General features: G+C 71.2%; 22 protein-coding genes. 3 read left to right on the forward strand and 19 right to left on the reverse strand.

Annotated elements, in window-relative coordinates; genetic code table 11:
* From ACWD3H_RS12900 to ACWD3H_RS12945, 10 genes are all read right to left on the reverse strand, one after another.
* Positions 1-1,021, reverse strand: a 1,021-nt coding sequence (locus ACWD3H_RS12900) for an AMP-binding protein (RefSeq protein WP_451955072.1), incomplete at its 3' end; no start/stop codon positions are given.
* Complete coding sequence (locus ACWD3H_RS12905) at positions 1,018-1,167, reverse strand: hypothetical protein (protein ID WP_355549208.1); 150 nt, start codon at positions 1,165-1,167, stop codon at positions 1,018-1,020. The genes ACWD3H_RS12905 and ACWD3H_RS12900, both read right to left, overlap by 4 nt.
* Before the next feature lie 488 nt (positions 1,168-1,655).
* Entirely contained in the window at positions 1,656-2,834 is a 1,179-nt protein-coding gene (locus tag ACWD3H_RS12910; RefSeq protein ID WP_355624475.1) for an acyl-CoA dehydrogenase family protein, read from the reverse strand.
* Between the two features lie 37 nt (positions 2,835-2,871).
* Positions 2,872-3,732, reverse strand: coding sequence for a MaoC/PaaZ C-terminal domain-containing protein (locus ACWD3H_RS12915; RefSeq protein ID WP_355549212.1), 861 nt, complete (start codon positions 3,730-3,732; stop codon positions 2,872-2,874).
* Between the two features lies 1 nt (position 3,733).
* On the reverse strand, positions 3,734-4,636 hold the full coding sequence (locus tag ACWD3H_RS12920; protein WP_355549214.1) for an SDR family oxidoreductase: 903 nt from the start codon (positions 4,634-4,636) through the stop codon (positions 3,734-3,736).
* 40 nt (positions 4,637-4,676) lie between these two features.
* Complete coding sequence (locus ACWD3H_RS12925) at positions 4,677-5,831, reverse strand: thiolase C-terminal domain-containing protein (protein WP_355549216.1); 1,155 nt, start codon at positions 5,829-5,831, stop codon at positions 4,677-4,679.
* The gene (locus ACWD3H_RS12930; RefSeq protein WP_355549218.1) at positions 5,828-6,250 is read right to left on the reverse strand and encodes a Zn-ribbon domain-containing OB-fold protein; all 423 of its coding nucleotides are present in this window, start codon (positions 6,248-6,250) and stop codon (positions 5,828-5,830) included. The genes ACWD3H_RS12925 and ACWD3H_RS12930 overlap by 4 nt, the downstream gene beginning before the upstream one ends.
* A 1-nt stretch (position 6,251) precedes the next feature.
* Positions 6,252-7,379: an acyl-CoA dehydrogenase family protein gene (locus ACWD3H_RS12935; protein ID WP_451955073.1), complete on the reverse strand. Its 1,128-nt coding sequence runs from the start codon at positions 7,377-7,379 to the stop codon at positions 6,252-6,254.
* A 29-nt stretch (positions 7,380-7,408) separates the two neighbouring features.
* Positions 7,409-9,577: an acetate--CoA ligase family protein gene (locus ACWD3H_RS12940; RefSeq protein ID WP_451955074.1), complete on the reverse strand. Its 2,169-nt coding sequence runs from the start codon at positions 9,575-9,577 to the stop codon at positions 7,409-7,411.
* A gap of 1 nt (position 9,578) precedes the next feature.
* A complete protein-coding gene (locus ACWD3H_RS12945; RefSeq protein ID WP_355549224.1) occupies positions 9,579-10,778 on the reverse strand; it encodes an acyl-CoA dehydrogenase family protein in 1,200 nt (399 codons plus the stop codon).
* 139 nt (positions 10,779-10,917) lie between these two features.
* On the opposite strand from ACWD3H_RS12945, the gene ACWD3H_RS12950 reads away from it, so the two are divergent.
* Together ACWD3H_RS12950 and ACWD3H_RS12955 are read left to right on the forward strand one after the other, a co-directional pair.
* Positions 10,918-11,886, forward strand: coding sequence for a zinc-binding dehydrogenase (locus ACWD3H_RS12950; RefSeq protein WP_451955075.1), 969 nt, complete (start codon positions 10,918-10,920; stop codon positions 11,884-11,886).
* Complete coding sequence (locus ACWD3H_RS12955; protein WP_355622347.1) at positions 11,883-12,629, forward strand: enoyl-CoA hydratase/isomerase family protein; 747 nt, start codon at positions 11,883-11,885, stop codon at positions 12,627-12,629. The genes ACWD3H_RS12950 and ACWD3H_RS12955 overlap by 4 nt, the downstream gene beginning before the upstream one ends.
* A gap of 15 nt (positions 12,630-12,644) precedes the next feature.
* On the opposite strand, the gene ACWD3H_RS12960 is transcribed toward ACWD3H_RS12955, so the two are convergent.
* From ACWD3H_RS12960 to ACWD3H_RS12970, 3 genes are read right to left on the reverse strand one after another with little or no spacing between them, the layout of a single operon-like run.
* Positions 12,645-13,892 (reverse strand): MFS transporter, encoded by a 1,248-nt coding sequence (locus ACWD3H_RS12960; protein WP_451955076.1) that lies wholly within the window; start codon positions 13,890-13,892, stop codon positions 12,645-12,647.
* Positions 13,874-14,104, reverse strand: a complete 231-nt coding sequence (locus tag ACWD3H_RS12965; RefSeq protein WP_451955077.1) for a hypothetical protein — start codon at positions 14,102-14,104, stop codon at positions 13,874-13,876. The genes ACWD3H_RS12960 and ACWD3H_RS12965 overlap by 19 nt, the downstream gene beginning before the upstream one ends.
* The gene (locus ACWD3H_RS12970; RefSeq protein WP_451955078.1) at positions 14,101-15,294 is read right to left on the reverse strand and encodes an acyl-CoA dehydrogenase family protein; all 1,194 of its coding nucleotides are present in this window, start codon (positions 15,292-15,294) and stop codon (positions 14,101-14,103) included. The genes ACWD3H_RS12965 and ACWD3H_RS12970 overlap by 4 nt, the downstream gene beginning before the upstream one ends.
* 105 nt (positions 15,295-15,399) lie before the next feature.
* On the opposite strand from ACWD3H_RS12970, the gene ACWD3H_RS12975 reads away from it, so the two are divergent.
* Positions 15,400-15,774, forward strand: a complete 375-nt coding sequence (locus tag ACWD3H_RS12975) for a VOC family protein (protein ID WP_451955079.1) — start codon at positions 15,400-15,402, stop codon at positions 15,772-15,774.
* A gap of 48 nt (positions 15,775-15,822) precedes the next feature.
* Here ACWD3H_RS12975 and ACWD3H_RS12980 read toward each other — a convergent pair whose 3' ends face one another.
* The 6 genes from ACWD3H_RS12980 to ACWD3H_RS13005 all read right to left on the reverse strand — a co-directional run bounded on the left by ACWD3H_RS12980 (position 15,823) and on the right by ACWD3H_RS13005 (position 23,067).
* Positions 15,823-16,872, reverse strand: coding sequence for an MBL fold metallo-hydrolase (locus ACWD3H_RS12980; protein WP_451955080.1), 1,050 nt, complete (start codon positions 16,870-16,872; stop codon positions 15,823-15,825).
* Positions 16,862-17,395, reverse strand: coding sequence for a flavin reductase family protein (locus ACWD3H_RS12985; protein WP_451955081.1), 534 nt, complete (start codon positions 17,393-17,395; stop codon positions 16,862-16,864). The genes ACWD3H_RS12980 and ACWD3H_RS12985 overlap by 11 nt, the downstream gene beginning before the upstream one ends.
* Positions 17,392-18,972, reverse strand: a complete 1,581-nt coding sequence (locus ACWD3H_RS12990) for a class I adenylate-forming enzyme family protein (protein WP_451955082.1) — start codon at positions 18,970-18,972, stop codon at positions 17,392-17,394. Before ACWD3H_RS12990 ends, ACWD3H_RS12985 begins: the two co-directional genes overlap by 4 nt.
* Before the next feature lie 162 nt (positions 18,973-19,134).
* Complete coding sequence (locus ACWD3H_RS12995) at positions 19,135-21,312, reverse strand: acetate--CoA ligase family protein (protein ID WP_451955083.1); 2,178 nt, start codon at positions 21,310-21,312, stop codon at positions 19,135-19,137.
* A 226-nt stretch (positions 21,313-21,538) separates the two neighbouring features.
* Positions 21,539-22,537 (reverse strand): LLM class flavin-dependent oxidoreductase, encoded by a 999-nt coding sequence (locus tag ACWD3H_RS13000; RefSeq protein ID WP_350962303.1) that lies wholly within the window; start codon positions 22,535-22,537, stop codon positions 21,539-21,541.
* On the reverse strand, positions 22,537-23,067 hold the full coding sequence (locus ACWD3H_RS13005; protein WP_350962305.1) for a VOC family protein: 531 nt from the start codon (positions 23,065-23,067) through the stop codon (positions 22,537-22,539). The genes ACWD3H_RS13000 and ACWD3H_RS13005 overlap by 1 nt, the downstream gene beginning before the upstream one ends.
* Positions 23,068-23,071 lie beyond the last annotated feature (4 nt).

The following is a 23,071-nucleotide window of genomic DNA, read 5'->3' on the forward strand; positions in this document are numbered from 1 at the left end:
ACCCCCGGGCCACCCCCGCACCGGCCGCGTACAACTCCCCCACCACACCCGGCGGCACCGGACGAAGCCGCTCATCCAGCACATACACCCGGGTGCCGCGCACCGGACGACCGATCGGCACCCCACCACCCGGCTTCAGCGGCACCGACATCGACACGCACACCGTCGACTCCGTCGGCCCGTAGGCGTTCACCATCCGCCGGCCCGGCGCCCACCGCTCCACCAACTCCGGACCGCACGCCTCACCCGCGACCACCAACGTCACCAGATCCGCCGACTCCACCACCGGAACCGTCGCCAGCACCGCCGGCGGCAACGTCGCATGACTGACCCGCTCCCGCACCAGTAGATCGGCCAGCTCCGCACCCGCCAACCGACCCGGCGGCACCACCAGCACCGCCCCGGAGGCCAGCGCCATGACCTCCCACACCCACGCGTCGAAGCTCGGAGACGAGAACTGCAACACCCGCGCCCCCCTGCCCACACCCAGCCGCTGCGCCTGCGCCAACGCCAACGCCGCCAGACCCTGATGCGAGACCGCCACGCCCTTGGGTGTGCCGGTCGACCCGGAGGTGTAGATCACGTACGCCGCCCGGGTCAGCGGCCCGCCGGCCGCGCGCGGCACCGCCGGATGTGCCGACACGTCCGGAAGGGTGTCCCGCAGCACCAGCGCCGGGGCGGCGTCGGCCAGCATGAACTCCTGCCTTCGTAGCGGATAGGCCGGATCCACCGGCACGAACACGCCGCAGGCCTTGGTCACGGCCAGCACCGCGACCACCAGTTCCACCGAACGTGGCAGCACCAGCGCCACCCGCGACTCCGGCCGCACCCCCCGCTCGCTCAGCCACTGCCCGAGCCGGTCCGACCACTCGTCAAGCTCCCGGTACGACACCGAGCGGCCGTCGGAGACGATGGCCACCGCATCAGGGTTCCGAGCCACCGAGGCCGCGAACAACTCCCCCAGCGACGCGCCCGCCAGGAGATCCCCGGTGGGCATGTCGTCGATCGAGACCCTTGTCATGGCAGCTGCCCTTCGTCTCGTCGGCACAGCCCGGTGCGGGTGGTCCTGTCCGCCTGGATGCTCTGGACGACCAGATGGCCGTACTCGGCAGCATGGGCGGGTCCCGGTAACGGCGTGGCCGGCGGGCCGAGAACGAGCAGGGGCATGACGCACCTCACAAGCACCTTCGTTTCATGGTCGGCGAAATACCATGAATGGCGGCGGTCCTCGCCGTCGCACGTGCGCACCACGGTGCCGGACGGAGCTGGGAACCGGCTTGCAACCGATTGGGAAAGCCACCGGGGCCGGGGGGGAAGTGGTGGCGCGGGCCCCGGATGTGCTGGAGCGGCTACACGTGCCGGTGGCGGCGCTGGGCGGATTCGTCTCCCAGGAGACTGATCAGCTGGTCTCGCGAGGTGAGCCCGAGAGCGGTCCTCCTACCCGCCGACCGACCACCGCTACCCGCACATGGGCTGACCTTCCAGACAGCGGCCCTGTCCCGGAAGATCGTGCCCGCCCCTCAGACGTTCACCCCGATGATGGTTACCCGTACCCGCCGGCCACCTCCCTGCCTTCGTTGAACGGAACAACCGGCCCGCGTCGCCGCCGGCGGGGGCACCGGGAACCGGTCCCGGTGCCCCCGCCGGTGTGCCGGTCATCGGTACGCGGGCATCCCGGTGATCGCCTCACCGAGTACCAGGGTGTGGATCTCGTGCGTGCCCTCGTAGGTGGAGACCGACTCCAGGTTGGTCATGTGCCGGATCACCGGGTACTCCAGCGTGATCCCGTTCGCGCCGAGACAGCCGCGCGCCTCGCGCGCGACGTCGAGGGCCTGCCGGACGTTGTCCAGCTTGCCGAAGCTCACCTGAGCCGGCACCAGCCTCCCCGCGTCCTTGAGCCGCCCCAGGTGAATCGCCAGCAGGCTCGACCGGTTGACGCTGACCGCCATCTCGGCCAGCTTCCGCTGCACCAGCTGGAAACCGGCCACCGGCTTGCCGAACTGCGTGCGGGAGACGCTGTACTCCACCGCCGCCTCGTAGCACGCCCGTGCCGCGCCGACCGCGCCGAACAGGATCCCGAACCTCGCCTCGTTCAGGCAGGACAGCGGGCCCTTCAGCCCCACGACGCCGGGCAGCACCGCGTCCTGCGGCAGCCGCACGTCCTCCAGCACCAGTTCGGAGGTCACCGAGGCCCGCATGGAGAGCTTCCCGTGAACGTCCCTGGTGCTGAACCCCGGCGTGTCGGTGGGGACCACGAAGCCCCGCACGCCTTCCTCGGCTCGGGCCCACACCACGGCCACATCCGCGATGCCACCGTTGGTGATCCACATCTTGGTCCCGTTGAGAACCCAGTCGGAACCGTCCCGGCGGGCCGTCGTCCGCATGCTGCCGGGGTCGCTGCCGGAGTCCGGCTCGGTCAGCCCGAAGCACCCGATCGCCTCCCCCGCCGCCATCCGCGGCAGCCAGGTCTCCCGCTGCTCCTCCGATCCGTAGGCGCGAATCGGGAACATCGCCAGGGAACCCTGCACGGACACGAAACTGCGCAGGCCGCTGTCACCCGCCTCCACCTCCAGGCAGGCCAGGCCGTAGGAGACCGCGTTGGTACCGGCACAGCCGTAGCCGTCCAGGTGCATGCCGAGCAGTCCCAGGGAGCCGAGTTCCTTGGCGATCTCACGCGGGAACACCCCCCTCTCGTACCAGTCGCCGATCTCCGGCAACACCCGCTCCCTGACGAAACGGCGGACCGTGTCGCGGATCTCCCTCTCCTCGGTGCCGAGCAGCGAGTCGATGTCGAGGAAGTCGTACGGATCAAGTCCGGCGGAACGTTTGTTCACTTCGTGCCTCACATATTGCCAAGTCGGGAGGTGTCATCTACCAGGAGCGACGGGACGCGTCGATCCGCGCGACACCTCGGTCGATCACCACGGTCCCGTCCGCCCGGACGGTCTGGAACAGCACGTCGGCCCCGTCCAGCCACAGGCGGACCTCCAGAGCCTCCCCGGGGACGACGATGCCGCGGAACCGGCCGCCGATGGCGGTGAGCAGATCCGGATCGCCGCCGCAGGCGGCCGCCACGACGGCCCTGCCGGTGAAGCCGTACGTGCACATCCCGTGCAGGATCGGCCGGTCGAACCCGCCACGGGCCGCGAACGCGGGATCCGAGTGCAGGGGGTTGCGGTCACCGGTCAGGCGGTAGAGCAGCGCCTGTTCCGGACGGGTCTGGTAGCGCACGATCTCGTCCGGAGAACGCGCCGGCCGCTTCCAGTCGTCGGCGGCCCCCCGGGGGCCGCCGAAGCCTCCCGCACCCCGGATGAAGGCGGCCGACCGGGTGGAGAACATCGGCGCGCCGGAGATGGGATCGACCGCGCGGACGCCGGTCCACACGATCGCCCCGCTGCCCTTGTCATGGATCGCCAGCACTTCGGCGGTCAGTCTCGCCCGGCCGGAGACCGCCGGCGGGGCCGCCAGCTCCAGGTGCTGCTCGGCGTGGAGCAGCCGGCTCCTGTCGTACGAACCGATGTCCGGCCTGGACACCCGCTGGCTGAGCAGCGCGCCGAAGGTCGGCAGCACCCGCTGGCGCAGGTTCTCGCTGTTCTCCGTGGTCACCGACAGCTCGGCGCCCGGATCCTGCCCGGCGCCGACCGAGACGGCGTAGAGCAGCGCCTCGTCGGATCCCCACGAGATGTCCACCGGCTCGCTGATCCGGCCGACCGCGTCGAGGTCGAGGGCCATGTCAGGCTCCGTCCAGCTGGGGCAGCCGGGGGTTTTGCACGGACTGGGCCAGCAGCTTGCGGACCGCTCCGTCGATCTCCTCGGCGCGCCACAGCCGAGGCAGCTCCGCGGTGGGGCCGACGTTCCAGCCCTCGTACACGCTGAGCAGTCCTCCGCTGGACCCGAAGACCTGTCCGGTGACGCCGGCGGACCGCTCGCTGCCCAGCCAGGCGACCAGCGGCGAGATGGCGGCCGGGTCGTAGGGGTCGAAGTCCCCCTCGGGCTCGGCCATCAGCCCCTCGGTCATCCGGGTTCGCGCTCCGGGAGCGACCGCGTTGACGGTGATCCCGTACGGAGCGAGTTCCATGGCCGCGATCACGGTGAAGCCGGCGATGCCCGCCTTGGCCGCCCCGTAGTTGGTCTGGCCGATGTTACCGAGCAGGCCGGACGAGGACGAGGTGTTGACCAGGCGCGCGGACAGCTTCTCGCCCGCCTTGGCACGCGCCTTCCAGTACCGGGCGGCGGCGCGGGACGGCGCGAAGGTTCCCTTCAGGTGGACCCTGATGACGTCGTCCCACTCCTCCTCCGTCATGTTGGTCAGCGTGCGGTCACGCACGATGCCGGCGTTGTTCACCAGCACGTCCAGGGTGCCGAACCGGTCGACGGCGGTCTGCACCATGGCCTCGGCCGAGGCCATGTCGGCGATGTCGCCGTGGTCGGCGACGGCCTCGCCTCCCATCGCCTCGATCTCCGCGACGACCGCGTCGGCCGGCGTGCGCGAGCCACCCGCGCCGCCACGCTCGACACCCCGGTCGTTGACGACCACCTTGGCCCCCTGGCGGGCGAACTCCAGCGCGTGGAAGCGGCCGATGCCGTTTCCCGCACCGGTCACGATCACCACGCGTCCCTCACACAACCGCGACATCCGTCCTCCTGTTCACATGTTTCGACAATGGGGTGGCGCCTCAGGCGGCGGCGACCTCTTCCGCGCCGAGCACCAGGACGCCCGCGCTCATGAACGAGCCGCCGTTCCCCAGCACGACGCTGGTCCGCACCCCGTCCACCTGGGCCGCGGCCTCCCCGCGTACCTGGCGTACGGACTCGCAGATGGCGAACATGCCGTACATCCCGGTGTGCGTGTACGCCAGACCGCCGCCGTTGGTGTTCATCGGAAGTCGCCCGCCGGGGGCCGTGTGCCCCTCCCCGACGAATCCGAAGGACTCCCCGCGGCCCACGAAGCCCAGATCCTCCAGCCCGTACAGCGGGACGTGCGCGAAGGCGTCGTAGATCATCAGGTGGTCCACCTCGGAGTGCGAGACCCCGGCCTCCGCGAACGCCGCGCGGCCGGCATCCCGGAACGCGCGGGACGACGTCAGGTCCGCCATCTGCGAGATGGCCGACGACTCTCCCGCCTCACCGGCCCCCAGCAGGTACACGGGAGGTTTCGGCCCGTCGGCGGCCCGCCGGGCGGAGGTGACCACCACCGCGGCGCCGCCATCGGTGACCAGGCAGCACTCCAGCAGGTGGAGCGGGTAGGAGATCATCTTGGAGGACAGCACGTCGTCGACGGTGATCTCGTCCCGCAGCTTCGCCCGCGGGTTGAGGGCGGCCCACTTCCGCTGGACGACCGGCACCATCGCCAGCTGTTCCGGCGTCATGCCGTACTGCTTCATGTAGCGCAGTACCCCGATGGGGAACGTCGACGGCGCGAAGACCCCGCCGTAGGGCACCTCGAACTGCCCGCGCATCGACTGCGGCGCGGGGGCCCACGGCTGCATGCCGACCCGGGACCTGCCGGACTCGCCGTGGGTGATCAGGACCGTCTCGCAGAGCCCGGCCATGATCGCGGCGGCGGCGTGCCGGACGTGCAGCATGAACGACGTCCCGCCGACCATCGTCCCGTCCAGGTAGGAGGGGTTGATACCCAGGTAGTTGGCGACGTCCAGCGGGCTCTCCCCCGCGCAGGCCACCCCGTCGACGTCCGCGACGGTGAGCCCCGCGTCGCGCAGCGCGGCCAGCCCGGACTCGGCGTGCAGCTGCAGCGCGGACTTGTCGGGGATGCGCCCGAGCTGCTCGGACTCGGCGGCTCCGACGATCGCGACCCTGCCTCGGATGCTCATCGGCCACCGCCCGCCGGCTGGAACTTCGGAACGGCGACGTCACCGTGTTTGTCGAAGACGACCTCGAGATCCATGTCGAGGACAAGGTGCTCCGGGTCGTTGGGAACCCCGACGATGTTGGACATGAGTCTTGGACCCTCCTCAAGCTCCACCACCGCCACGGCGTACGGTCCCTCGTTCTCGAAGCCGGGCGACGGCCGGTGGGCGATCAGGTAGGAGTGCAGCTTTCCCCTGCCGGTGGCGGTGAACCACTCGATGTCCGACGACGAGCAGAAGGGGCAGACCGAGCGCGGGTAGAGGAACGCCCTGCCGCACGGGACGCACCGCGGCAGCCGCAGCTCACCGGCCGCGGCGCCGTCCCAGTAGGGCCGGGTGTCGGGGGTGGGCTTCGGCGCCTGCTTCCCCTCGTTGCGGGCCACGTCAGACCCCCACCCGGACGGCGAGCTGCTCGCGGTGCAGGTCGGAGTCTCCGAAAAGGTGCTGGGAGGCCTTCGCCCTCTTGAAGTAGAGGTGGGCGTCGTGCTCCCAGGTGTAGCCGATCCCGCCGAGTACCTGGATCATCTCTCCGGTGATGGCCGTGTAGGCGTCCGAGCAGACCGCCTTCGCCACGGAGGTCGCGATGGACAGGTCCTCCGCGTCGTCGGCGACCGCGGCCGCCGCGTAGTACGCCGCGGAGCGCGCCGCCTCCAGGTCGAGCAGCATGTCGGCGCACTTGAACTTGATGGCCTGGAAGCTGCCGATGGGGACGCCGAACTGCTCGCGGACCTTGGCGTACTCCACGGCCACCTCCAGGGACCGTGCGGCACCGCCCACCTGCTCGCACGCCAGGCCGGCGGCCGCGATGCCGAGGGTCGCGTCCAGCACCCGCCGGGCGCGGGCTCCCAGGGCGACCGCCCGGCCGCGGGCGTCGGCGAACGTCACCGTCGCCAGCCGCCGTGTCATGTCCAGCACGGGTACGTCCTCGGCGACGACGCCCGCCTCGCGGGTGTCCACGGCGAGCAGCACGGTCTCGCCCTCCTCGCCGCCCGCGACCGAGGCCAGGACGAGGAGCAGGTCTGCCTGGACGCCGTCCATCACGAACGACTTGGTCCCGGTGACGCGCCAGCCCTCGCCGTCGCGTACCGCTCTCACCCGGGGGCGGGTGGCCCGCCAGTCCCCGTCCGCCTCGACGTGGGCCAGGCTCGCGATCGCGTCGCCGGCGGCGATGCGGGGCAGCCACTCGCGGCGCACTTCCTCGTCGTCGCCGAGCAGCAGGGCGTTGGCCGCCACGACCACGGTGGACAGGTAGGGCGAGCGCAGCAGCACCCGGCCCATCTCCTCCAGCACCACCGACTGCTCGCGGAAGCCGTAGCCCGCGCCGCCGTACTCCTCGGGAATCGCCATCGCGTGCAGTCCGAGGCTCTCCGCCATCAGCTTCCAGAGCCCCGCGTCGTAGGGCTCCTCGGACTCCAACTCCGCCCGCAGCCTGTCGGTGCTCGCGTGCTCGGTGAGCAGGCGGCGCACGCCGGTGCGCAGTTCCTCCTGCTCAGCCGTGAATCCAAGCCTCATTGCCGTCTCCTTACGCTTCCTGGTGAATGTCACGCCGACTTACCGACCACGAGGGCGTCGAGGGCCTCGACCACCGTCCCGTCGACCCGCATCGGGTTGACCTCCACTGAATCCCAGCCGTCACCCCAGCCGAGTGCCGCGTCCGCCAATGCCAGGACCGCCGCGACCACGGCGTCGACATCGCCGGCCGCACGGCCTCGTGCTCCCCGTAGGAGCGCCGCCCCCCGGAGCCCGTCGAGCATCTCGGTGACGTCTCGCGCGCTGACCGGCAGCGGCCGTATCGCCACGTCCGCCAGTACCTCCACCAGCACACCGCCGAACCCGAGGACGAGAACGGGCCCCCAGACGGGGTCGCGGTTGATGCCGACGATCAGCTCGACGCCACCGGGGCGGAAGGGCGCGACGAGCACGCCGTCCAGGCGCGCCTCCGGTACCCGGGCGGTGACCGTGGCCATCAGGCCGGTGTACGCCTCGGCCACCGCGTCGTCACCCTCGACGTCGAGGACGACGCCACCGACATCGGACTTGTGGGCGATGTCCGGCGAGCAGATCTTCAACACCACCCGGCCACCGAGCAGCCGTGCGGCCTCCACCGCGCCCGCCGCGTCCGAGACGAGGCGGTGGGGCATCACCGGGACGCCGTGGCCACCCAGCAACTCCAGCGCCCGCGCCTCCGACAGCGGGCCCTCCGGCAGAGGTGCGGACGACGTCGGCCGGGCGGCGCCGGTCCGCTCCGCCCCGCGCAGCCGCTCTCTGCTGCCCGTGTAGCGCATCGCGTTGGCGACGGCGCGCAACCCGACCTCGACTCCCGGCAGCCTGACGAGGCCGAGTTCCGCGAACAGCTCCCGGGCGAAGTCGCTGAGCCCGACACCCACCTCGTCCTGCAGCAGCACCGGGACGTCGAGCCCCTTGACGGTGTCCGCGATCGCCGCGAAGTGGGCGCGGGTGAAGTCGGGGTCGGCGGGTCGCCCGGGGGGCGCGACGAACGCCTGGAACAGCAGCAGGTCGTAGTGCTCCGCCCCGGTCCTGCCCATGATGGCGGCCGCGTCCACCGGCAGTCTCGGGTTCACCGTCGCGTAACCGGTGACATCGAGAGGGTTCTGCACGTGGGAGAAGGCCGGCAGCAGGGAGCGGAGCTCCTCCAGCGCCGCGGGTGGCAGCCGCGGCAGGGTCATCCCCTCGTCGGCGGCCTTGTCCGCCACCAGCTCACAGCTTCCGCCGGACGCCGAGACCACGCCGAGGCGGCCACCGCGCGGCCGCACCCCGCGAGAGAGCAGCTCGGTCGTCGCGACGAACTCCTCCATCGAGGAGACCTCGACCACGCCGAGCTCCCGCAGCACCGCGGACGTCACCGCGGCGTCTCCCGCCAGTGCCCCGGTGTGCGACATCGCCGTTCGCCGGGCCACCTCACTGCGCCCGACCGGGAGCACCACGACCGGCCGGTCGAGTTCGAGCGCGCGCTCCGCCAGCGACCGGAAGCCCTCGGCGTCCCTGAACGCCTCGAGGAACAGGCCGATCGCCCCGGTCTCCTCGCTCTCGATGAGATACCGCGCCACATCGGTGGACGAGAGCGTGGCCTCGTTCCCGGTGCCCGCCAGCATGCCGACCCCCACACCCCAGGCTCTGGCGAGGGAGAGCAACGGCTTCATCAGGCCGCCCGACTGCAGGACGAACGAGGCACCGCCGGGGTCGGGCAGGTCCGGCAGCGCGAGGCCGAACGGTACGACCTGGTGCCGCACGTCCACGTACCCGCTGCCGTTCGGCCCCAGCAGGTGGATGCCGGTCTCCTCCACCGCCGCGACGAGCTCGCGCTGTAGCGCTCGGCCGTCGTCCGTCTCCCCGAATCCCGCGGTGAGCACGATGGCACCGCCGATCCCGTTCGCGGCCGCCTCACGCAGGATGTCGGGAACGGTGTCGCGCGGGGACATGATGTAGGCCAGGTCGACCGCCTCTCCCAGCGCGCTGAGGGAGGCCGCCGCCGTGACACCGTGCACGGTCGCCCGCGAAGGGCTGACGCAGTGCACCGCGATCCGCGGCGAGTAGCGACGCAGGTTCTCGAAGGCGTTGACCGACCACATGGAACGTTCCGTCGCGCCGACGAGGGCGACCGAGCGCGGCCGGAAGAGCGTGCTCAGGTCCGACGTCGCCCGCGCCGCCTCCGACCGCGCGCCACCGGTCACTTTGTCGAGGATCGCCACGCTAGGACGACCTCGGCAGGCCGAGTACCCGTTCGGCGACGATCCGGCGCTGGACCTCGCTCGTTCCCGCGAAGATCGTCTCAGCGCGGCTGGTGAGGAACGTCTTCTGCCAGCGCCCCACCCGGTAGCCGTCGCCCGAGGGACGCACCAGCGCCTCCGCGCCCTCGATGTCGATGGCGATCTCGCCCAGTTTCCGGTGGTACTCGCTCCAGACCAGCTTGGTCAGCGACGCCTCGGCGCCCAGTTCCCCTCCGGAGGCGAGGGTGGCGAGAACCCGCTGGCCGGTGGCCTTCATGACGTGCACCTGGCAGTAGGCCCAGGCCAGCTTCTGGCGGATGAGCGGATCGGCGTCCCTGCCGAGTTCCCTGGCCCGCTCGACCAGGGCCTCCCACTCCTTCTCGTACTCCAGGTGCTGGACGGCGGCCACCGCGCCACGCTCGCTGCCGAGGGTGGTCATCGCGGACCGCCACCCGTTGTTGAGGCCCCCGATGACGTTGAACAGGGGAGCTCGGGCGCCGTCGATGTACTCCTGGGAGAACGCGTCCTCACCCGACATGGTGATCAGCGGCCGCACCGTGATCCCGTTGTCCTTCATGGGGACGAGCACGTAGGAGATGCCCTTGTGCTTGGGGGCGTGCGGGTCGGTCCGGCACAGCAGGAACAGCGTGTCGGCGAGATGCGCCCGGGATGTCCAGATCTTCTGCCCGGTGATGACGATCTCGTCACCCTCCACGACCCCCTGGGTGGCGACGGCGGCCAGGTCCGAGCCGGCATCGGGCTCGGAGAAACCCTGGCAGTACCTGTCCTCGCCGCTGACGACACGCGGCAGGAAGTACGCCTTCTGCTCGGGGGTGCCGTGCGCGAGGATGGCCGGACCGGCGAGGCGCTCCCCCATCCCCCGGGTCACTCGCGGCATGTCCGCGCGTGCGAACTCCTCGGCGAGGACGGCCATCTCCAGGTCGTCCAGTCCACGGCCGCCGTACTCCACGGGCCAGTGCGGACAGACCAACCCGGCTTCCAGCGACGCCTTCTCCCAGGCGAGGAAGTCCTCGTAGAGCGGCGACTCAGGGTTCCGCCAGGCTTCGCGCTCCAGCTCGTACTCGCCCTTCGACGCGAGTGCCGGCCGCCGATGCTCGCTCAACCACTGTCGCAGTTCAGCGCGAAAGTCCTCGAGCCGTTTATCGCCGAAGTCGGTCGTCATCCAATCCTCCTCAGCACAGACGCTCACACAACGATGGTGTGGAATCCCTCGAACATTCGAGGCGTTGAATATCCAGAATCGTACCGGCCAGTTGGTATGATGTCGAGAACTTTCTCCTCGACCGCCCAGGGAGCCCCCGATGCTCGCCGCATTCGCGCACGCCACGTCGGCCGACGACCCCGTCAGTGCCCTGTCCGTCGGAGAGCGCCCCGAACCGGTACCGCCGGACGGCTGGGTGCCGATCACGGTGCGGGCCGCCTCGCTCAACCACCACGACGTGTGGACGCTGCGCGGTGCCGTCACTCCGGCAGGCGGCCTTCCCTGCGTGCTGGGCACCGACGCGGCCGGGGTGGACGACGACGGCAACGAGTACGTGATCCACTCAGTCCTCGGCGACCCCGCGCGCGGCCGTGGTGACGAGACCCTCGACCCGGAACGGTCCGTGCTCTCGGACGCGGGGCACGGGACCCTGGCCGCGCGGATCGTCGTCCCGCGCCGCAACCTTGTCCCGAAACCCGCCGCGCTCTCCTGGGCCGAGGCGGCCTGCCTGCCCACCGCGTGGCTGACCGCCTACCGCATGCTGTTCACCAAGGCTCGGGCGCGGCCCGGTGACCGGGTGCTGGTGCAGGGCGCCGGAGGCGGGGTGGCCACGGCCGCGATCCTGCTGGCCCGCGCCGCGGGACTGTGGGTGCGCGTGGTCACGCGGGACCCCGCCAAGGCGGGACGAGCCGCCGAGCTCGGCGCGCACGAGGTCGTCATGTCCGGGGCGCGGCTGCCGTCCGACTGCGACGTCGTCCTCGACACCGTGGGGCAGGCCACCTGGAAGTCCTCTCTCGCCGCGGTACGCCCGGGCGGCACCGTGGTGCTCTCCGGCGCGACCACCGGCTTCGACGCGCCGACCAACCTGGCCCGGCTCTTCTCCCGGCAGATCAACGTGCTCGGCTCGACGATGGGCACCCGGACCGAACTCGAGGACCTCATCGGGTTCCTCGTCGCCGGCGGCGTCCGGCCGCTGGTGGACTCGGTGGCGCCGCTCGACTCGGCTCGTGAGCAGTTCTCCCGGCTGCTCTCCGGCCAGGTGTTCGGCAAGGTCGTGGTCGAGCCATGAGCTACGTTCAGGTCAGCCGCCGGGGTTCGGCGCTGTGGGCACGCCTGGACCGGCCGGAGCGGGCGAACGCCCTCGGCCCTGAGATCGTCGCCGGGCTGACCCGGTGGCTCGCCGACGGAGCGGCCGACCCGGCGGTGCGGACCCTGGTCGTCACCGGAACCGGCAGGGCGTTCTGCCCCGGGGCCGACGTCCGGGCCTCCGCCGCCCTGCGGGACGCGGACTCCCGCCTGGCCTTCCTGGAGAGCGGACGCGATCTGATGGCGGCGATCGAGGAGTCACCGCTGCCGGTGATCGCCGCGGTGAACGGGGCCGCGTTCGCCGGCGGGCTGGAGTTGGTCCTCGCGTGCGACCTCGTGATCGCGTCACAGGACGCGGTCTTCGGGGACCTGCACCTGCCACACGGGCGAATCCCGGCCTGGGGCGGCTCCGCGCGGCTGGTCCGCGCGGTGGGGGCCGCGCGCGCGACCCGGATGCTGCTCCTCGGCGAACGGTTCAGCGCCGCCGAGATGACCGAGTTCGGCCTGGTGAGCCGGACGGTTCAGGGAAGCCTGCTGGTGCAGACCGTCGACGAGGCGGCACGGGTGCTGGCCGGATACGACCGGACCGCCGTGGCGGAGATGACCGCGCTCATCCGGTCGGTCCGCCGGCAGACACCGCCGGAGGCGCTCCAAACCGAGTGGGCGCACTTCCAGCGGCACTTCACCGGCCACGGCGACCCCGGAGCCGTAACGATCCGTCGCTGAGCGGCCGAGGCGCGGTCACTCCCGGTGCTGCTCGCGCGTCACGGCGCGGCCGGTCAGAAAGGACAGCGCGAGCAGCCCGACCACGGCAAGGCAGACGAGTCCGGAGACACCCAGGGCCTGCCGTGCCCCGACCAGGTTGGCGAACCAGCCGAAGATCGGCGCCCCCACCGGGACCCAGACGAAGAAGGCGATCACGTACAGCGCCATCATGCGCCCCTGGACGTTCGCGGGTGAGCGCAGTTGCAGCGCCGAGATGGCCGAGGTGCCGAACACCTGCATCGTCGCACCCGCGACGAACAGCCCGGCGGCCAGGATGAGCCCTGACGGGAGCGTGGACACCAGCACCGTCACCGCGGCGAAGACCGCCGACCAGGCGAGCAGGATCCGGTTGGTCGGCTCGGACCTCAGCGACGCCGCCAGCCCCGCCCCCACGATGCCGCCGGCCCCGATCATCGCCGTCAACGCGCCGAAGCTCCCCGCCGCGTCCTTCTCCGTGGAGTCCACCAGCAGCGGGATGGCCAGTTGCAGGTGGGTCATGCCGATGCCGAGCATCAGCCCGCCCAGCAGCGGCACGAGATAGGCCGGCGCGCGCAGGTCCGCGAGACCCCGGCGACCGACCGCGGGCTCCTCCGCCTCCGCCTTCTCGCCGCCGGGCAGCGGACGCACTCTCACCAGCGCGAGGCAGGAGATCAGGCCGAACAGCGCGACGACGGCGAACACCGCGGCGGTGCCGGAGAAGGCGATGACACCGCCGGCCAGGGCGGGCCCGGCGACGCGCGCGAGCTGGAAGACGGCGCCGTTCAGCCCGACCGCCGCGGCCAGGAACCGGTACGGGACGAGCTGCCGGGGGTAGGCCAGCCGCACGGGCGCGTCCAGCGCTCCCGGGACGCCCAGCAGGACGGCGAAGAGGTAGGCGATCGGCAGCGTCACGGCGTCACCGGCGATCAGCACCGCGAGGACGACACTGGCCAGCACGACGACGCTCTGCGTCATCAGCATGATCCGGCGCTTGTCGAACCGGTCGCCGAGCGCGCCGCCGCTCAGCCCCAGCAGGATCATCGAGATGTACTGCAGGCCGGTCACCACGCCGACCGCCACGCCGTCACCACCGGAGATCTGGACGACGAGCCACACGTGGGCGGTGCGGTGCATCCACATCGCGCCGTTGCCCAGCACCTGGGCGAGGGCGAACCAGCGATAGCTCACCACGGCGAGTGCCTGGAAAGGGGACCTGCGTTCGGCCATCACGACGCCCGGCGCCACGGCGGCACGCACCGTACCGCGCCGTCAGGGTCGCCGGCGAGCCAGGTGACCACCGGCGAGACCTGCTCGGGCGCCGGCTCGCCGACCGCGCGCGGGTCCGTCACCAGATCCGAGGTCATCCGCGTGCAGGCGACCGGCGCGACGGCGTGGCACCTTCCCAGGCCTCGTCCGGCACCGCTGATGATGGCCACCCGGCCCGCGCACATGCTCACTGACGCACCGTCCTCTTCTCCGCTGATCCCCACCACAGATGCCGGTCCTGGAGACCGCGGGCGATGATGCCGAGCTGGATCTCCGACGTCCCCTCCACCACGGTCAGGTTCCGCGCGTCGCGGTAGAACCGTTCCGCCGGGTGTCCGGCGACGCTTCCCGCGGCACCGAAGATCTGCGTGGCCAACCCGGACACCCGTACCGCGCACTCGGTGGCGTGCAGTTTCGCCACGGCCAGTTGCCCGGCCGAATCCGGCCCGCTGTCGCCGCTCTCCACCAGGGCCGCGGCCCGGTAGGTCAGCAGCCTGGCCGCCTCGACATCGGCGGCCGCCCGGGCCAGTTCCCACTGGATCCCCTGTTGCCGGATCAGCGCCACCCCGTTGACCTGGCGCGTTTCCGCGTAGCGCACCGCGTGCATCAGGGCCGCCTCGGCGAGGCCGAGCCCGCGCGCGGCGACGACGGGGCGCATGGTCGCCAGCGAGCGCAGCAAAGGGCCGAGCCCGGTGATACCCGGCAGCATGGCGTCGCCGGGGACGCGCACGCGGTCGAGTCCGATGTCCCCCAGGCTCATTCCCCGGACCGACGAGCGGGGATGGAGCCGGAGGCTCAGCCCCGGGACGTCCCGGTCCACGATGAAGGCGCGCAGCGCGTCCGGCCGTCGTTCGGCGGGGTCGGCCGTGGTCGCGACCACCACGTACCAGTCGGCCTCGTCCGCGCCGGAGACCCAGCTCTTGTGACCCGAGAGCAGCCAGCCGTCGCCGTCCGGCTCGGCGCGGGTGGACACACCAAGCACATCGCTACCGGCCTGCGGCTCGGACATGCAGAACGAGCCTCTGCTCCGGCCCCGCCCCAGGGGGATCAACCGCTCCCGTCGCTGCTCCGGCGTCCCCCCAAGGAGCAGGGGCGCCGCGGGCAACCGGGACAGCAGCAGCATCAGGCCCGCCGCGCTCGAGTACTGCGCCATCACCTCGGTGGCGTGAGTGAGCGCGGCGACCCCCCGGGGGGCATGGCCGTCGGGACCGCCGAGCTCGGGCGGCAGGCTGAGAGCCAGCAGCCCTTCCGCGGCGAATCTCCGGTAGACGTCCTCGGGGTAAAGGCCGTCGGCGTCGATCTCGGCGGCCCGTGGTCGGACCGCGTCCACGGCGATCTCATGAAGGCGGTCACGGAAGGAGCCGAAGTCTTGGAACATCATCACCTGTCCTTAGATACCGACCAGATGGTATGATCGGGTGCACATCCCCGTCAACGTCCGGGTCGTGAGCGGCCGGGCGGCCGTCAGGCCGAGAAGGAGACCATCATGACCGTGGCCCCCCAGCAGAGTGGCGTGCTCCGCGGCATCGCCGTCGCGGTCCAGGACACCGCCGCCGCCGAGAGGCTGCTGGGCCGCGTGACGGACCTCCCGGTCACCGTCAGGGACGGCGCCCGCTGGACCGCACTGGACGCGGGTGGGGTCACCGTGGCCCTGACCGTGGCCGAGGAGTTGCCCGGCGGCGCGACGGTGAGCCTCAACGTCAAGGTCGCCGATGTCGCGGCCGCGCACGACCTGCTGATCACCGCCGGCGCGCTGTCCGTCATGGCGCCGGCCCTGACCGCGCACGAGGAACGGGCCGCGGTCCGGCTCGGTGACTCCGTGGTGCTCTCGATCTACCGGTCGCTCCCCCGGCAGGCCTGACCGGCGGGCCCGGGGCCGGGTCGCTCCCGGCCCGCGACGGCCTCGACCTCAGGAGTCCCGAGGCACCCAGCTCTCGGTGGACACCCCGTTCCGGTCGAGTCGCGCCAGGCGGCCGAGCGTCTCGAGATGGACGAGGTGCGACATGGTCTCCGCGACGGCGGCCCGGACCATCGCGGAACCGAACCGCTCCAGGGGCCGTGACCAGCCGATACGCCGCGTCACCTGCCAACCGGACACCCCGGGGTCCGCGCGGACCACCGACTCCACCTCGTCGAGGCGCAGGTCGTGGTGGCCGGCCAGGAAGTCGGTCCGCTCGCGCAGTCCGGAGAACCGGTTCTCGTGCCCCGGCAGCACCTCCTCGACGTCGAGCGCGGCCACCTTTCGCAGGGAGGCCAGGAAGTCCCCCAGGACGTCCGACTCCTCGGCCGGGTGCACACCGACACCCGGCGTGATCCGCGGCAGCACGTGATCACCGGAGAACAGCAGCCGGTGCCCGGTGTCGTACAGGCAGAGATGCCCCTGCGTGTGACCGGGGGTCCACACCGCCCGCACCGACCACCCGGGCAGATCCAGCATCGCCCCGTCGGGCACCCCCGTGACCGGAGCGGTCCAGGACTCCTCGGATGAGGGGGCGCTGGCGGCCAGCATCTCCTCGACCCGCGCCGAAGGCACGCCCCAGCGGGGATAGGTGGCCTCGAGCGCTCGCCGGAAGTTCAGCGGGCCGCTCCTGCCGCCCCGCAGCCGTCCCGCCTCCAGTTCGTGCACCAGCACGCCGGCCCCCGACGCGCCCGCCACCCGGTAGGCGAGGCCGAGATGGTCGGGATGGGCATGGGTGACGACCACCTTGCGCACCTCGTCAAGACGCCGTCCCAGGAAGGCCAGTCCGTCTCGCAGGCTCCGCCAGGACTCCTCGCTGTCCCAGCCCGCGTCCACGAGCGCGATGCCACCGCCCGCCAGTTCGAGGACATAGACGTTGACCGCCTGGAGCGAGGCGATCGGTATCGCGACCGGTATCGACCACAGGCCGGGACGGATCTCAACCGGTCGCCAGTCGATCGGCCGCCGAGCCGCCGAGGCCAGATCGGCCTCAGTCGACACTGAGGTACCGCCCGCCGAGAAAGACCAGCGGCATCTCCCCGGTCCCCGTCTCAAGGTGCGTCACCCTGCCGACGGCGATGCTGTGGTCGCCCGCCTGGTACTCGGCCTCCAGATCGCATTCCACCCAGGCGACCACGTTCTCCAACCGCGGCGCGCCGTTGCCCGCCGCCGCCCAGGAGAGTCCGCGGAACTTGTCGGGCTGCTTGCTCGCGAAGGCCGCGCAGACGTCCTCCTGGCCGGCCGCGAGGACGTTCACGCAGAAACGCCTCGCCATTCGGATCTTGGGCCAGCTCGTGGAGCTCTCACCGGGGCAGAAGGCTATCAGCGGGGGATTCATGGACACGGAGGTGAACGTGCCGATCGCCAGTCCGACCGGCTGCCCGTCCGGCCCGATACCGGCGACCACCGCGACACTGGTCGGCACGTTTCCCAGCACCCGCCGGAAGTGCGCTCCCGGGATCGTCGCGGACGCGCCGGAGGATCCGGCCTGGCGCGACGATCCGGTCATCGGAACAGTCGTCATGCCGACTCCTTGATGTCGTTCGCCCCGGAGGACCGGGACGCGTCCGAGGCGACAAGCGCCGCGCGCTGGACCTTTCCTGCCTCGCTCCGGGGCAGCGCGTCCACGAAGGCCACCTGCCGCACGCTCTTGAAGTGAGCGAGCCGCTCACGGCACCAGGCGATCAGCTCGTCGGCCACCGCCGTTCCCACCGCCGTTCCCGCCGTGGGAACGACGAACGCCTTGGGCACCTCGCCGAGGCGATCGTCCGCCACGCCGACCACCGCGACGTCGGCCACCGCGGGATGCCGGCGTAGGACCGCCTCCAGTTCCCCCGGCCACACCTGGAAACCTCCGGTCTTGATGACCTCCCTGCTACGCCCCACGAGATACAGCACCCGGTCGGCGTCGACATAGCCGATGTCGCCGGACCGGACCCAGCCGTTCTCCACGAGCGAGGCCCCGTCACCGTCCGCGTCGACGTAGCCCTTGGTGCGCGTGGACTTGACCCAGATCTCGCCCTGTTCCCCGGCCTCCCGGGAGGCGCCGCCCTCGTCCCGGATCTCAAGCTCGACACCGTCGTAGATCCGGCCGACCGACCCCGGCTTCCAGCGCCCCTCACGAACGTCCCGGGCATTCCACCCCGCGACGTGGCCGAGCTCGGCCGAACCGTAGTTGGACATCACGATGACGCCGAACCTCTGCTCGAACAGGGCCTTCAGCTCGGGGTCCAGCCGCTGCCCCGCGACGAGCACCTTGCGTACCGAGGAGATGTCCAGCTGCTCGGCGGTGTGCGTCAGGTCGTACACCATGGTCGGCAGCAGGAACAGATTGTCGACGCGGTAGCGCGGCACCAGCCGCGCGATCCGGTCGACGGAGAATCGCTCGACCAGCAGCACCGCCCTGCCGACGTGCCAGCCGAACAGCAGGGACTGGATGCCGCCGCCGTGGAAGAGCGGCAGCAGCACCAGGTTCGGCGGCACGGACTCGTCCGCCGGCGCGTACAGCCCCTCCTCCGGCTGCCGCCCCCCCTTCTGCGCCCGGGCGAGGGTCGACATCGAGGCGTACGTGCCGGAGTGGGTGACGGCCACGGCCTTCGGCATTCCGGTGGAACCACCGGTGAACAGCAGCAGCCCCTCGTCCTCGTCGGCCGGCTCGGGGGCCCTGACCGGCGGCGAGTCGCTCTCGGCGGAACCACGAGCCGTCTCCCCCGCCGTCCGGACCACGTCAAGGGAGAGCACCGGGACGCCGACGCCGTCTTCGGGGAGCCTCGCCGGGTCGGCGACCACCATGCCGGGCCCGGTCTTGGCGATGCACGATCGGACCTCGTCGGAGTTGTAGAGCCCGCTCATCGGGACCGGAACGAGACCGGCCTTCCAGCAGCCGGCGAGACCGAAGACCAGCTCGGGGCTGTTGGCGAGGTAGAGGCCCACCCGGCTGCCCGGCGTCGAGCCATGCTCGACGAGGGCGCGGGCGACCGCCGAGGCGGCCTGGTCGATCTGCCGGTACGTCCAGGTCCGGCCATCCTCATGGATGAGTCCGATGCGGTGTGGCGACCTGCTCGCCCGCGCCTCCAGGTCGTGTACGAGGTTACGCCTCAACTGTCCTCCTCGGCTGTTGGCACGGTGGCCGAACATCGTGATTCCGTTCTCCCGGCGGATCGGCCGCGCCCATCGCGCCTGCCCTCGGGGCCCCTCCGGCGCTTCGGGTGAGCCGCGGTCCACTTCCGGCGCCCATTATTTTGATACCGACTAGTCGGAATATTACTGCGTGCCGGACTGGCTGTCCACCTTCTCCGCCTCCGGCCGAGGGGCCCACTCGACCAACAGGTCCAGCGCCTCCACCCGGTCTCCGCGGACCCACAGCGGGTTCACCTCGACAGCCCGCAGCTCGGGGCCGAGGGCGGTCGCGAGCCGCTGCACTCCGTGCACGGCGGCCGCCACCCTTGCCAGGTCGGCGGGCGCCGAACCGCGAAAGCCGCCGAGCAGCCGCGAGACGCGCAGCTCCGACAGCAGGCCCGGGATGTCCCGCTCAGGCACTGGAAGCGGCCTGACCACGACGTCCTCCAGCAACTCGGTCAGCACCCCACCGGACCCCACGGTCAGCAGCGGACCCCAGGTCGGATCGTTGATCACGCTGACCAGCAGTTCCACGCCCGCCGGACGCATCGGGGCGACCAGCGCTCCGTCCAGCACCGCGCCCGGTAGCCGGCTCGCCACCTCGGCCAGCATCTTCTCGAAGGCGGACCGCACGGCATCGGAATCGCGGAGATCGAGCACCACACCCCCCACATCGGACTTGTGGGGCACGTCCTCACTGATCACCTTGAGCACCACGGGGAAGCCCAGCTCGGCGGCCGCCTCCGCGGCCTCGTCGGCCGTGCGGGCCAGGCGGCTGGGGGGTACCGGCACTCCGTACTCGACCAGAAGCCTCTCCGGCTCGAAAGCGGCGGCGCCCGCGGTGCCGCCGGTCACCGGCGCGGCGGGGCTCCGGTCCCGCAGCGCGCGCGGCAGCAGCTCCGCGTACCTGGCGGACCTGTCGAGCGCGGTCATCCCCGCCGCGATCCCCGGCAGGATGACCAGGTCGTTCTCACGGACGATCTCCAGCGCGAACGGGCTCAACGCGAAGACCGCACCGGTCTGGAGCACCACCGGTACCGGACTGTCCCGGATCGCCTGGGCGAGCCGCCCGAACCGGGCCCGAACCACGTCCTCGTCAGGTCCAGGCGCCGCCGGCAGCACCACGGACTGCAGGATCGTCACGTCGTAGTCGTCGGCGCCGTGCTCCGCCACCAGTCGTGTCGCGGTGAAGGGAAGGTCGGCCGCCTTGACCACGAACCCCGTCACATCCAGGGGGTTCTGGACGTCGGCGAAGGCGGGCATCTCCTCGACCAGCGCCTTGGCCAGGGGACCGGCGAAGGGAGGCAGCGTGAAGTCCAGCGGCTCGGCCGCGTCGGCGATCAGTTCGCACGCTCCCCCCGACGCGGCGACGACGGCGAGCCGGCGTCCACGCAGGCCCCGGGGGTGGCGGCCGAGCAGTGCCGCCGTCGCCACCAGGTCCTCTATCGAACGCACCGGGACGACACCAAGGTCCTCCAGGGCCGCCACCGTGGAGGCGTGGTCGCCCACCAGGGCACCGGTGTGCGACAGGGCCGCCTCGCGTCCCAGTGACGAGCTGCCGACATGCAGTGCGACGATCGGCTTGCCCCGCTCCGCCGCCCGCAGCGCGGTCGCCCTGAACGCCGCGGGGTCGCGCACCGACTCCAGGAACACCGCGATGACATCCGTGGCCTCGTCGTCGACGAGGTGGTCGATCACGTCGGTGGCGGTGATCACCGCCTCGTTCCCGGTGGTGGCGAGCAGGCTCAGACCCGTGCCCCAGCTCCGCGCCAGGCTGAGCACGTGGGTGGCCAACCCTCCGGACTGCATGACGACCCCCACGCGGCCGGTCGGCAGACCGTCCGGAACCGGCAGGCCGAACAGCCGCACCCCGTCCGTGGCGTTCACGAACCCGCTGACGTTCGGGCCGAGCAACCGGGCGCCCCCGGCCGCGCAGAGCTCCACCAGACGTCGCTGTCGTTCCGCACCCTTGGGGCCCGCCTCACCGAGACCGGCCGAGAGCACGACGAAGTCCCTGGTACCGGCCGCCAGCGCCTGCTCGACGAGGTCCGCCACGTGGTCCGGTCCGACCATGACGAAGGCGAGGTCGACCGGCTCGTCCAGCGCGTCCAGGCCCGGCACGGTCCGTCGCCCGTGCACCGTGCCGCGTCGCGGGTTCACCAGGACGACGTCGAGTCCCGCCGAGAGGTCCGTGCCCGCGAGAACGAGCCGGGTCCAGCCGGAGGACTCGCTCGCACCGATCAACGCCACCCGCCGTGGCGCGAAGAAACCGCCGAGGTCACGCGTCGGCGCCGCGGTCGGTACATCCTTGGTAGCGCTCATTCCGCTCTTCCTTCGAATCAGTGGATTCCCCATTTTAATACCGTCCGGTCGGTATGCTCTTCCGGCCGAAGAGGGCGTCCGGGAGAGGTTCCCCGCTCGCCGGGGCTGACCGGGTCGCGCGGCTCCGTCGCTCCGCAGGCGGGAAACTCAGGGGAACGAGAGCCGCACCGACCAGGTGGGCAGCCATGGCGAACGTGGTCTCCGTGCTGCGAGGCACCGTCCGCCCTCAGACGCTGGCCAGACCGGCGAACCGCGGCATGACCTCTTTCGCGAACAGCTTGACGGACTCGACTGTTCGTTCGTGCGACGTCCCGAGCCAGTACGGCCGGGCGATGATGTGGTTCACACCGGTCTCCTCCAGGCGCGCGATGCGCTCGGCCACGAAGTCGGGGTCACCCACCATGAACAGGTTCTCCCACATGTACTCGAACTTTTCCTTCTGGAAGGCGAGCTGCGGGTACTCGGCGTAGTTGAAGTACTCCCGCTCGACGTTCGATCGCACGGTGTCCCTGGCCAGCTGTGTGGTGGGGGCGCAGAACACGTTCACGATCATCGGGTACTCGCGGCCCTCACGCGACTTGCCGGCCTTGGCCAATGCGTCGTCGTGATTGGCCATGGCCTTCACGTGCCAGCCGGGCTTCGGCGAGTTACCCGGAATGATCCAGGCGTCGCCCAGCTCCGCGGCCTTCCGCACCGAGATCGGGCCTCCGGCCCCGACCCAGATCGGCGGACCTCCCTGCTGGAACGGCTTCACGCAGATGCTGTCGTGGACGCTGTAGAACTCGCCGTCGAAGTCCACCCTTTCGCCGGTCCACAGCGCGCGGATCAACCGGATCTGCTCATGCATCTTCCGGAAACGGTTGGGCTTGTCGATGTTCATGGCGGCGAACTCGTTGTTCCGGTAGCCCGCCCCCACCCCCAGGACCAGCCTTCCCCCGGCCATGTGGTCGAGGGTCGCGAACTCCTCCGCGATGTGAACGGCGTGGTAGGCGGGCAGGATCACCAGGCTGGTCCCGACGGTCATGTTGCCGGAGTGCTGGATCAGTTTCGCGACGACCGAGATGGTCTGCGGTGTCTGCAGGTTCGCGAGAAAGTGGTTGATGGCGAAGATCGAGTCAAACCCCTGCTCGGCGGCCAGCTCGGTCAGGTCCCACAGCTCGTAGAGCCGCTGGCGCAGGTCGTCCTCCGGCAGGTACTGATGCGACGCCAAGATGCCGAACTTCATTATCGCTCCTGTTCCGGCGTACCCGCTGACGCCGTTTCCGCTCGCTGCGCGGCCCTGAAGGCACGGACCTGCTCCGGGGTGGGCAGGCTGACGAACTCGACCTGGATCTGATCCGGGTCCTCGCACATGAACATGGTGATCGGACCGTAGTTGTCCAGGACGCTGGTCGCCGGGGGGTGGTAGCAGTCCACCCCCATGCCGACCAGACGGTCGTACACGTCCTGGATCTCGTCGGCCGGTACCGGGAAACATATGGAGAAGACGCCCGGGTCTCCCGGCCGCTTGGGGTGGGAGTCCTCCGGCACCGGCAGGTCCCACTGGATCAGCTCCAGCTGCCCGATCTTCGTCGGCCCCTGGAAGTACACCGCCCTGCCACCGGCGCCCGGAGGTGTCCGCAGCCGCTTGTGCATCGTCTCGTTGCCCACCCGCATGTCCAAGGTCATGCGCAGTCCGAGCCCGTCGCGATAGAACGGGATGGACTTCTCAAGATCGCGAACACTGACCGCGATGTGGTGGATCTCGCCGACCATCGGC

The organism is Streptosporangium sp. NPDC002607, assembly GCF_053592655.1.

Bases quoted from the DNA above. Each gene is read 5' to 3' on its own strand.
- ACWD3H_RS12925 (WP_355549216.1), bottom strand. From the start codon at position 5,831: ATGAGCATCCGAGGCAGGGTCGCGATCGTCGGAGCCGCCGAGTCCGAG.
- ACWD3H_RS12970 (WP_451955078.1), bottom strand. From the start codon at position 15,294: ATGATGTTCCAAGACTTCGGCTCCTTCCGTGACCGCCTTCATGAGATC.
- ACWD3H_RS12955 (WP_355622347.1), top strand. From the start codon at position 11,883: ATGAGCTACGTTCAGGTCAGCCGCCGGGGTTCGGCGCTGTGGGCACGC.
- ACWD3H_RS12985 (WP_451955081.1), bottom strand. From the start codon at position 17,395: ATGACGACTGTTCCGATGACCGGATCGTCGCGCCAGGCCGGATCCTCC.
- ACWD3H_RS12945 (WP_355549224.1), bottom strand. From the start codon at position 10,778: ATGACGACCGACTTCGGCGATAAACGGCTCGAGGACTTTCGCGCTGAA.
- ACWD3H_RS12920 (WP_355549214.1), bottom strand. From the start codon at position 4,636: ATGTCGCGGTTGTGTGAGGGACGCGTGGTGATCGTGACCGGTGCGGGA.
- ACWD3H_RS12995 (WP_451955083.1), bottom strand. From the start codon at position 21,312: ATGAGCGCTACCAAGGATGTACCGACCGCGGCGCCGACGCGTGACCTC.
- ACWD3H_RS12975 (WP_451955079.1), top strand. From the start codon at position 15,400: ATGACCGTGGCCCCCCAGCAGAGTGGCGTGCTCCGCGGCATCGCCGTC.
- ACWD3H_RS12950 (WP_451955075.1), top strand. From the start codon at position 10,918: ATGCTCGCCGCATTCGCGCACGCCACGTCGGCCGACGACCCCGTCAGT.
- ACWD3H_RS12905 (WP_355549208.1), bottom strand. From the start codon at position 1,167: ATGCCCCTGCTCGTTCTCGGCCCGCCGGCCACGCCGTTACCGGGACCC.
- ACWD3H_RS13005 (WP_350962305.1), bottom strand. From the start codon at position 23,067: ATGGTCGGCGAGATCCACCACATCGCGGTCAGTGTTCGCGATCTTGAG.
- ACWD3H_RS12915 (WP_355549212.1), bottom strand. From the start codon at position 3,732: ATGGCCCTCGACCTCGACGCGGTCGGCCGGATCAGCGAGCCGGTGGAC.
- ACWD3H_RS13000 (WP_350962303.1), bottom strand. From the start codon at position 22,537: ATGAAGTTCGGCATCTTGGCGTCGCATCAGTACCTGCCGGAGGACGAC.
- ACWD3H_RS12935 (WP_451955073.1), bottom strand. From the start codon at position 7,379: ATGAGGCTTGGATTCACGGCTGAGCAGGAGGAACTGCGCACCGGCGTG.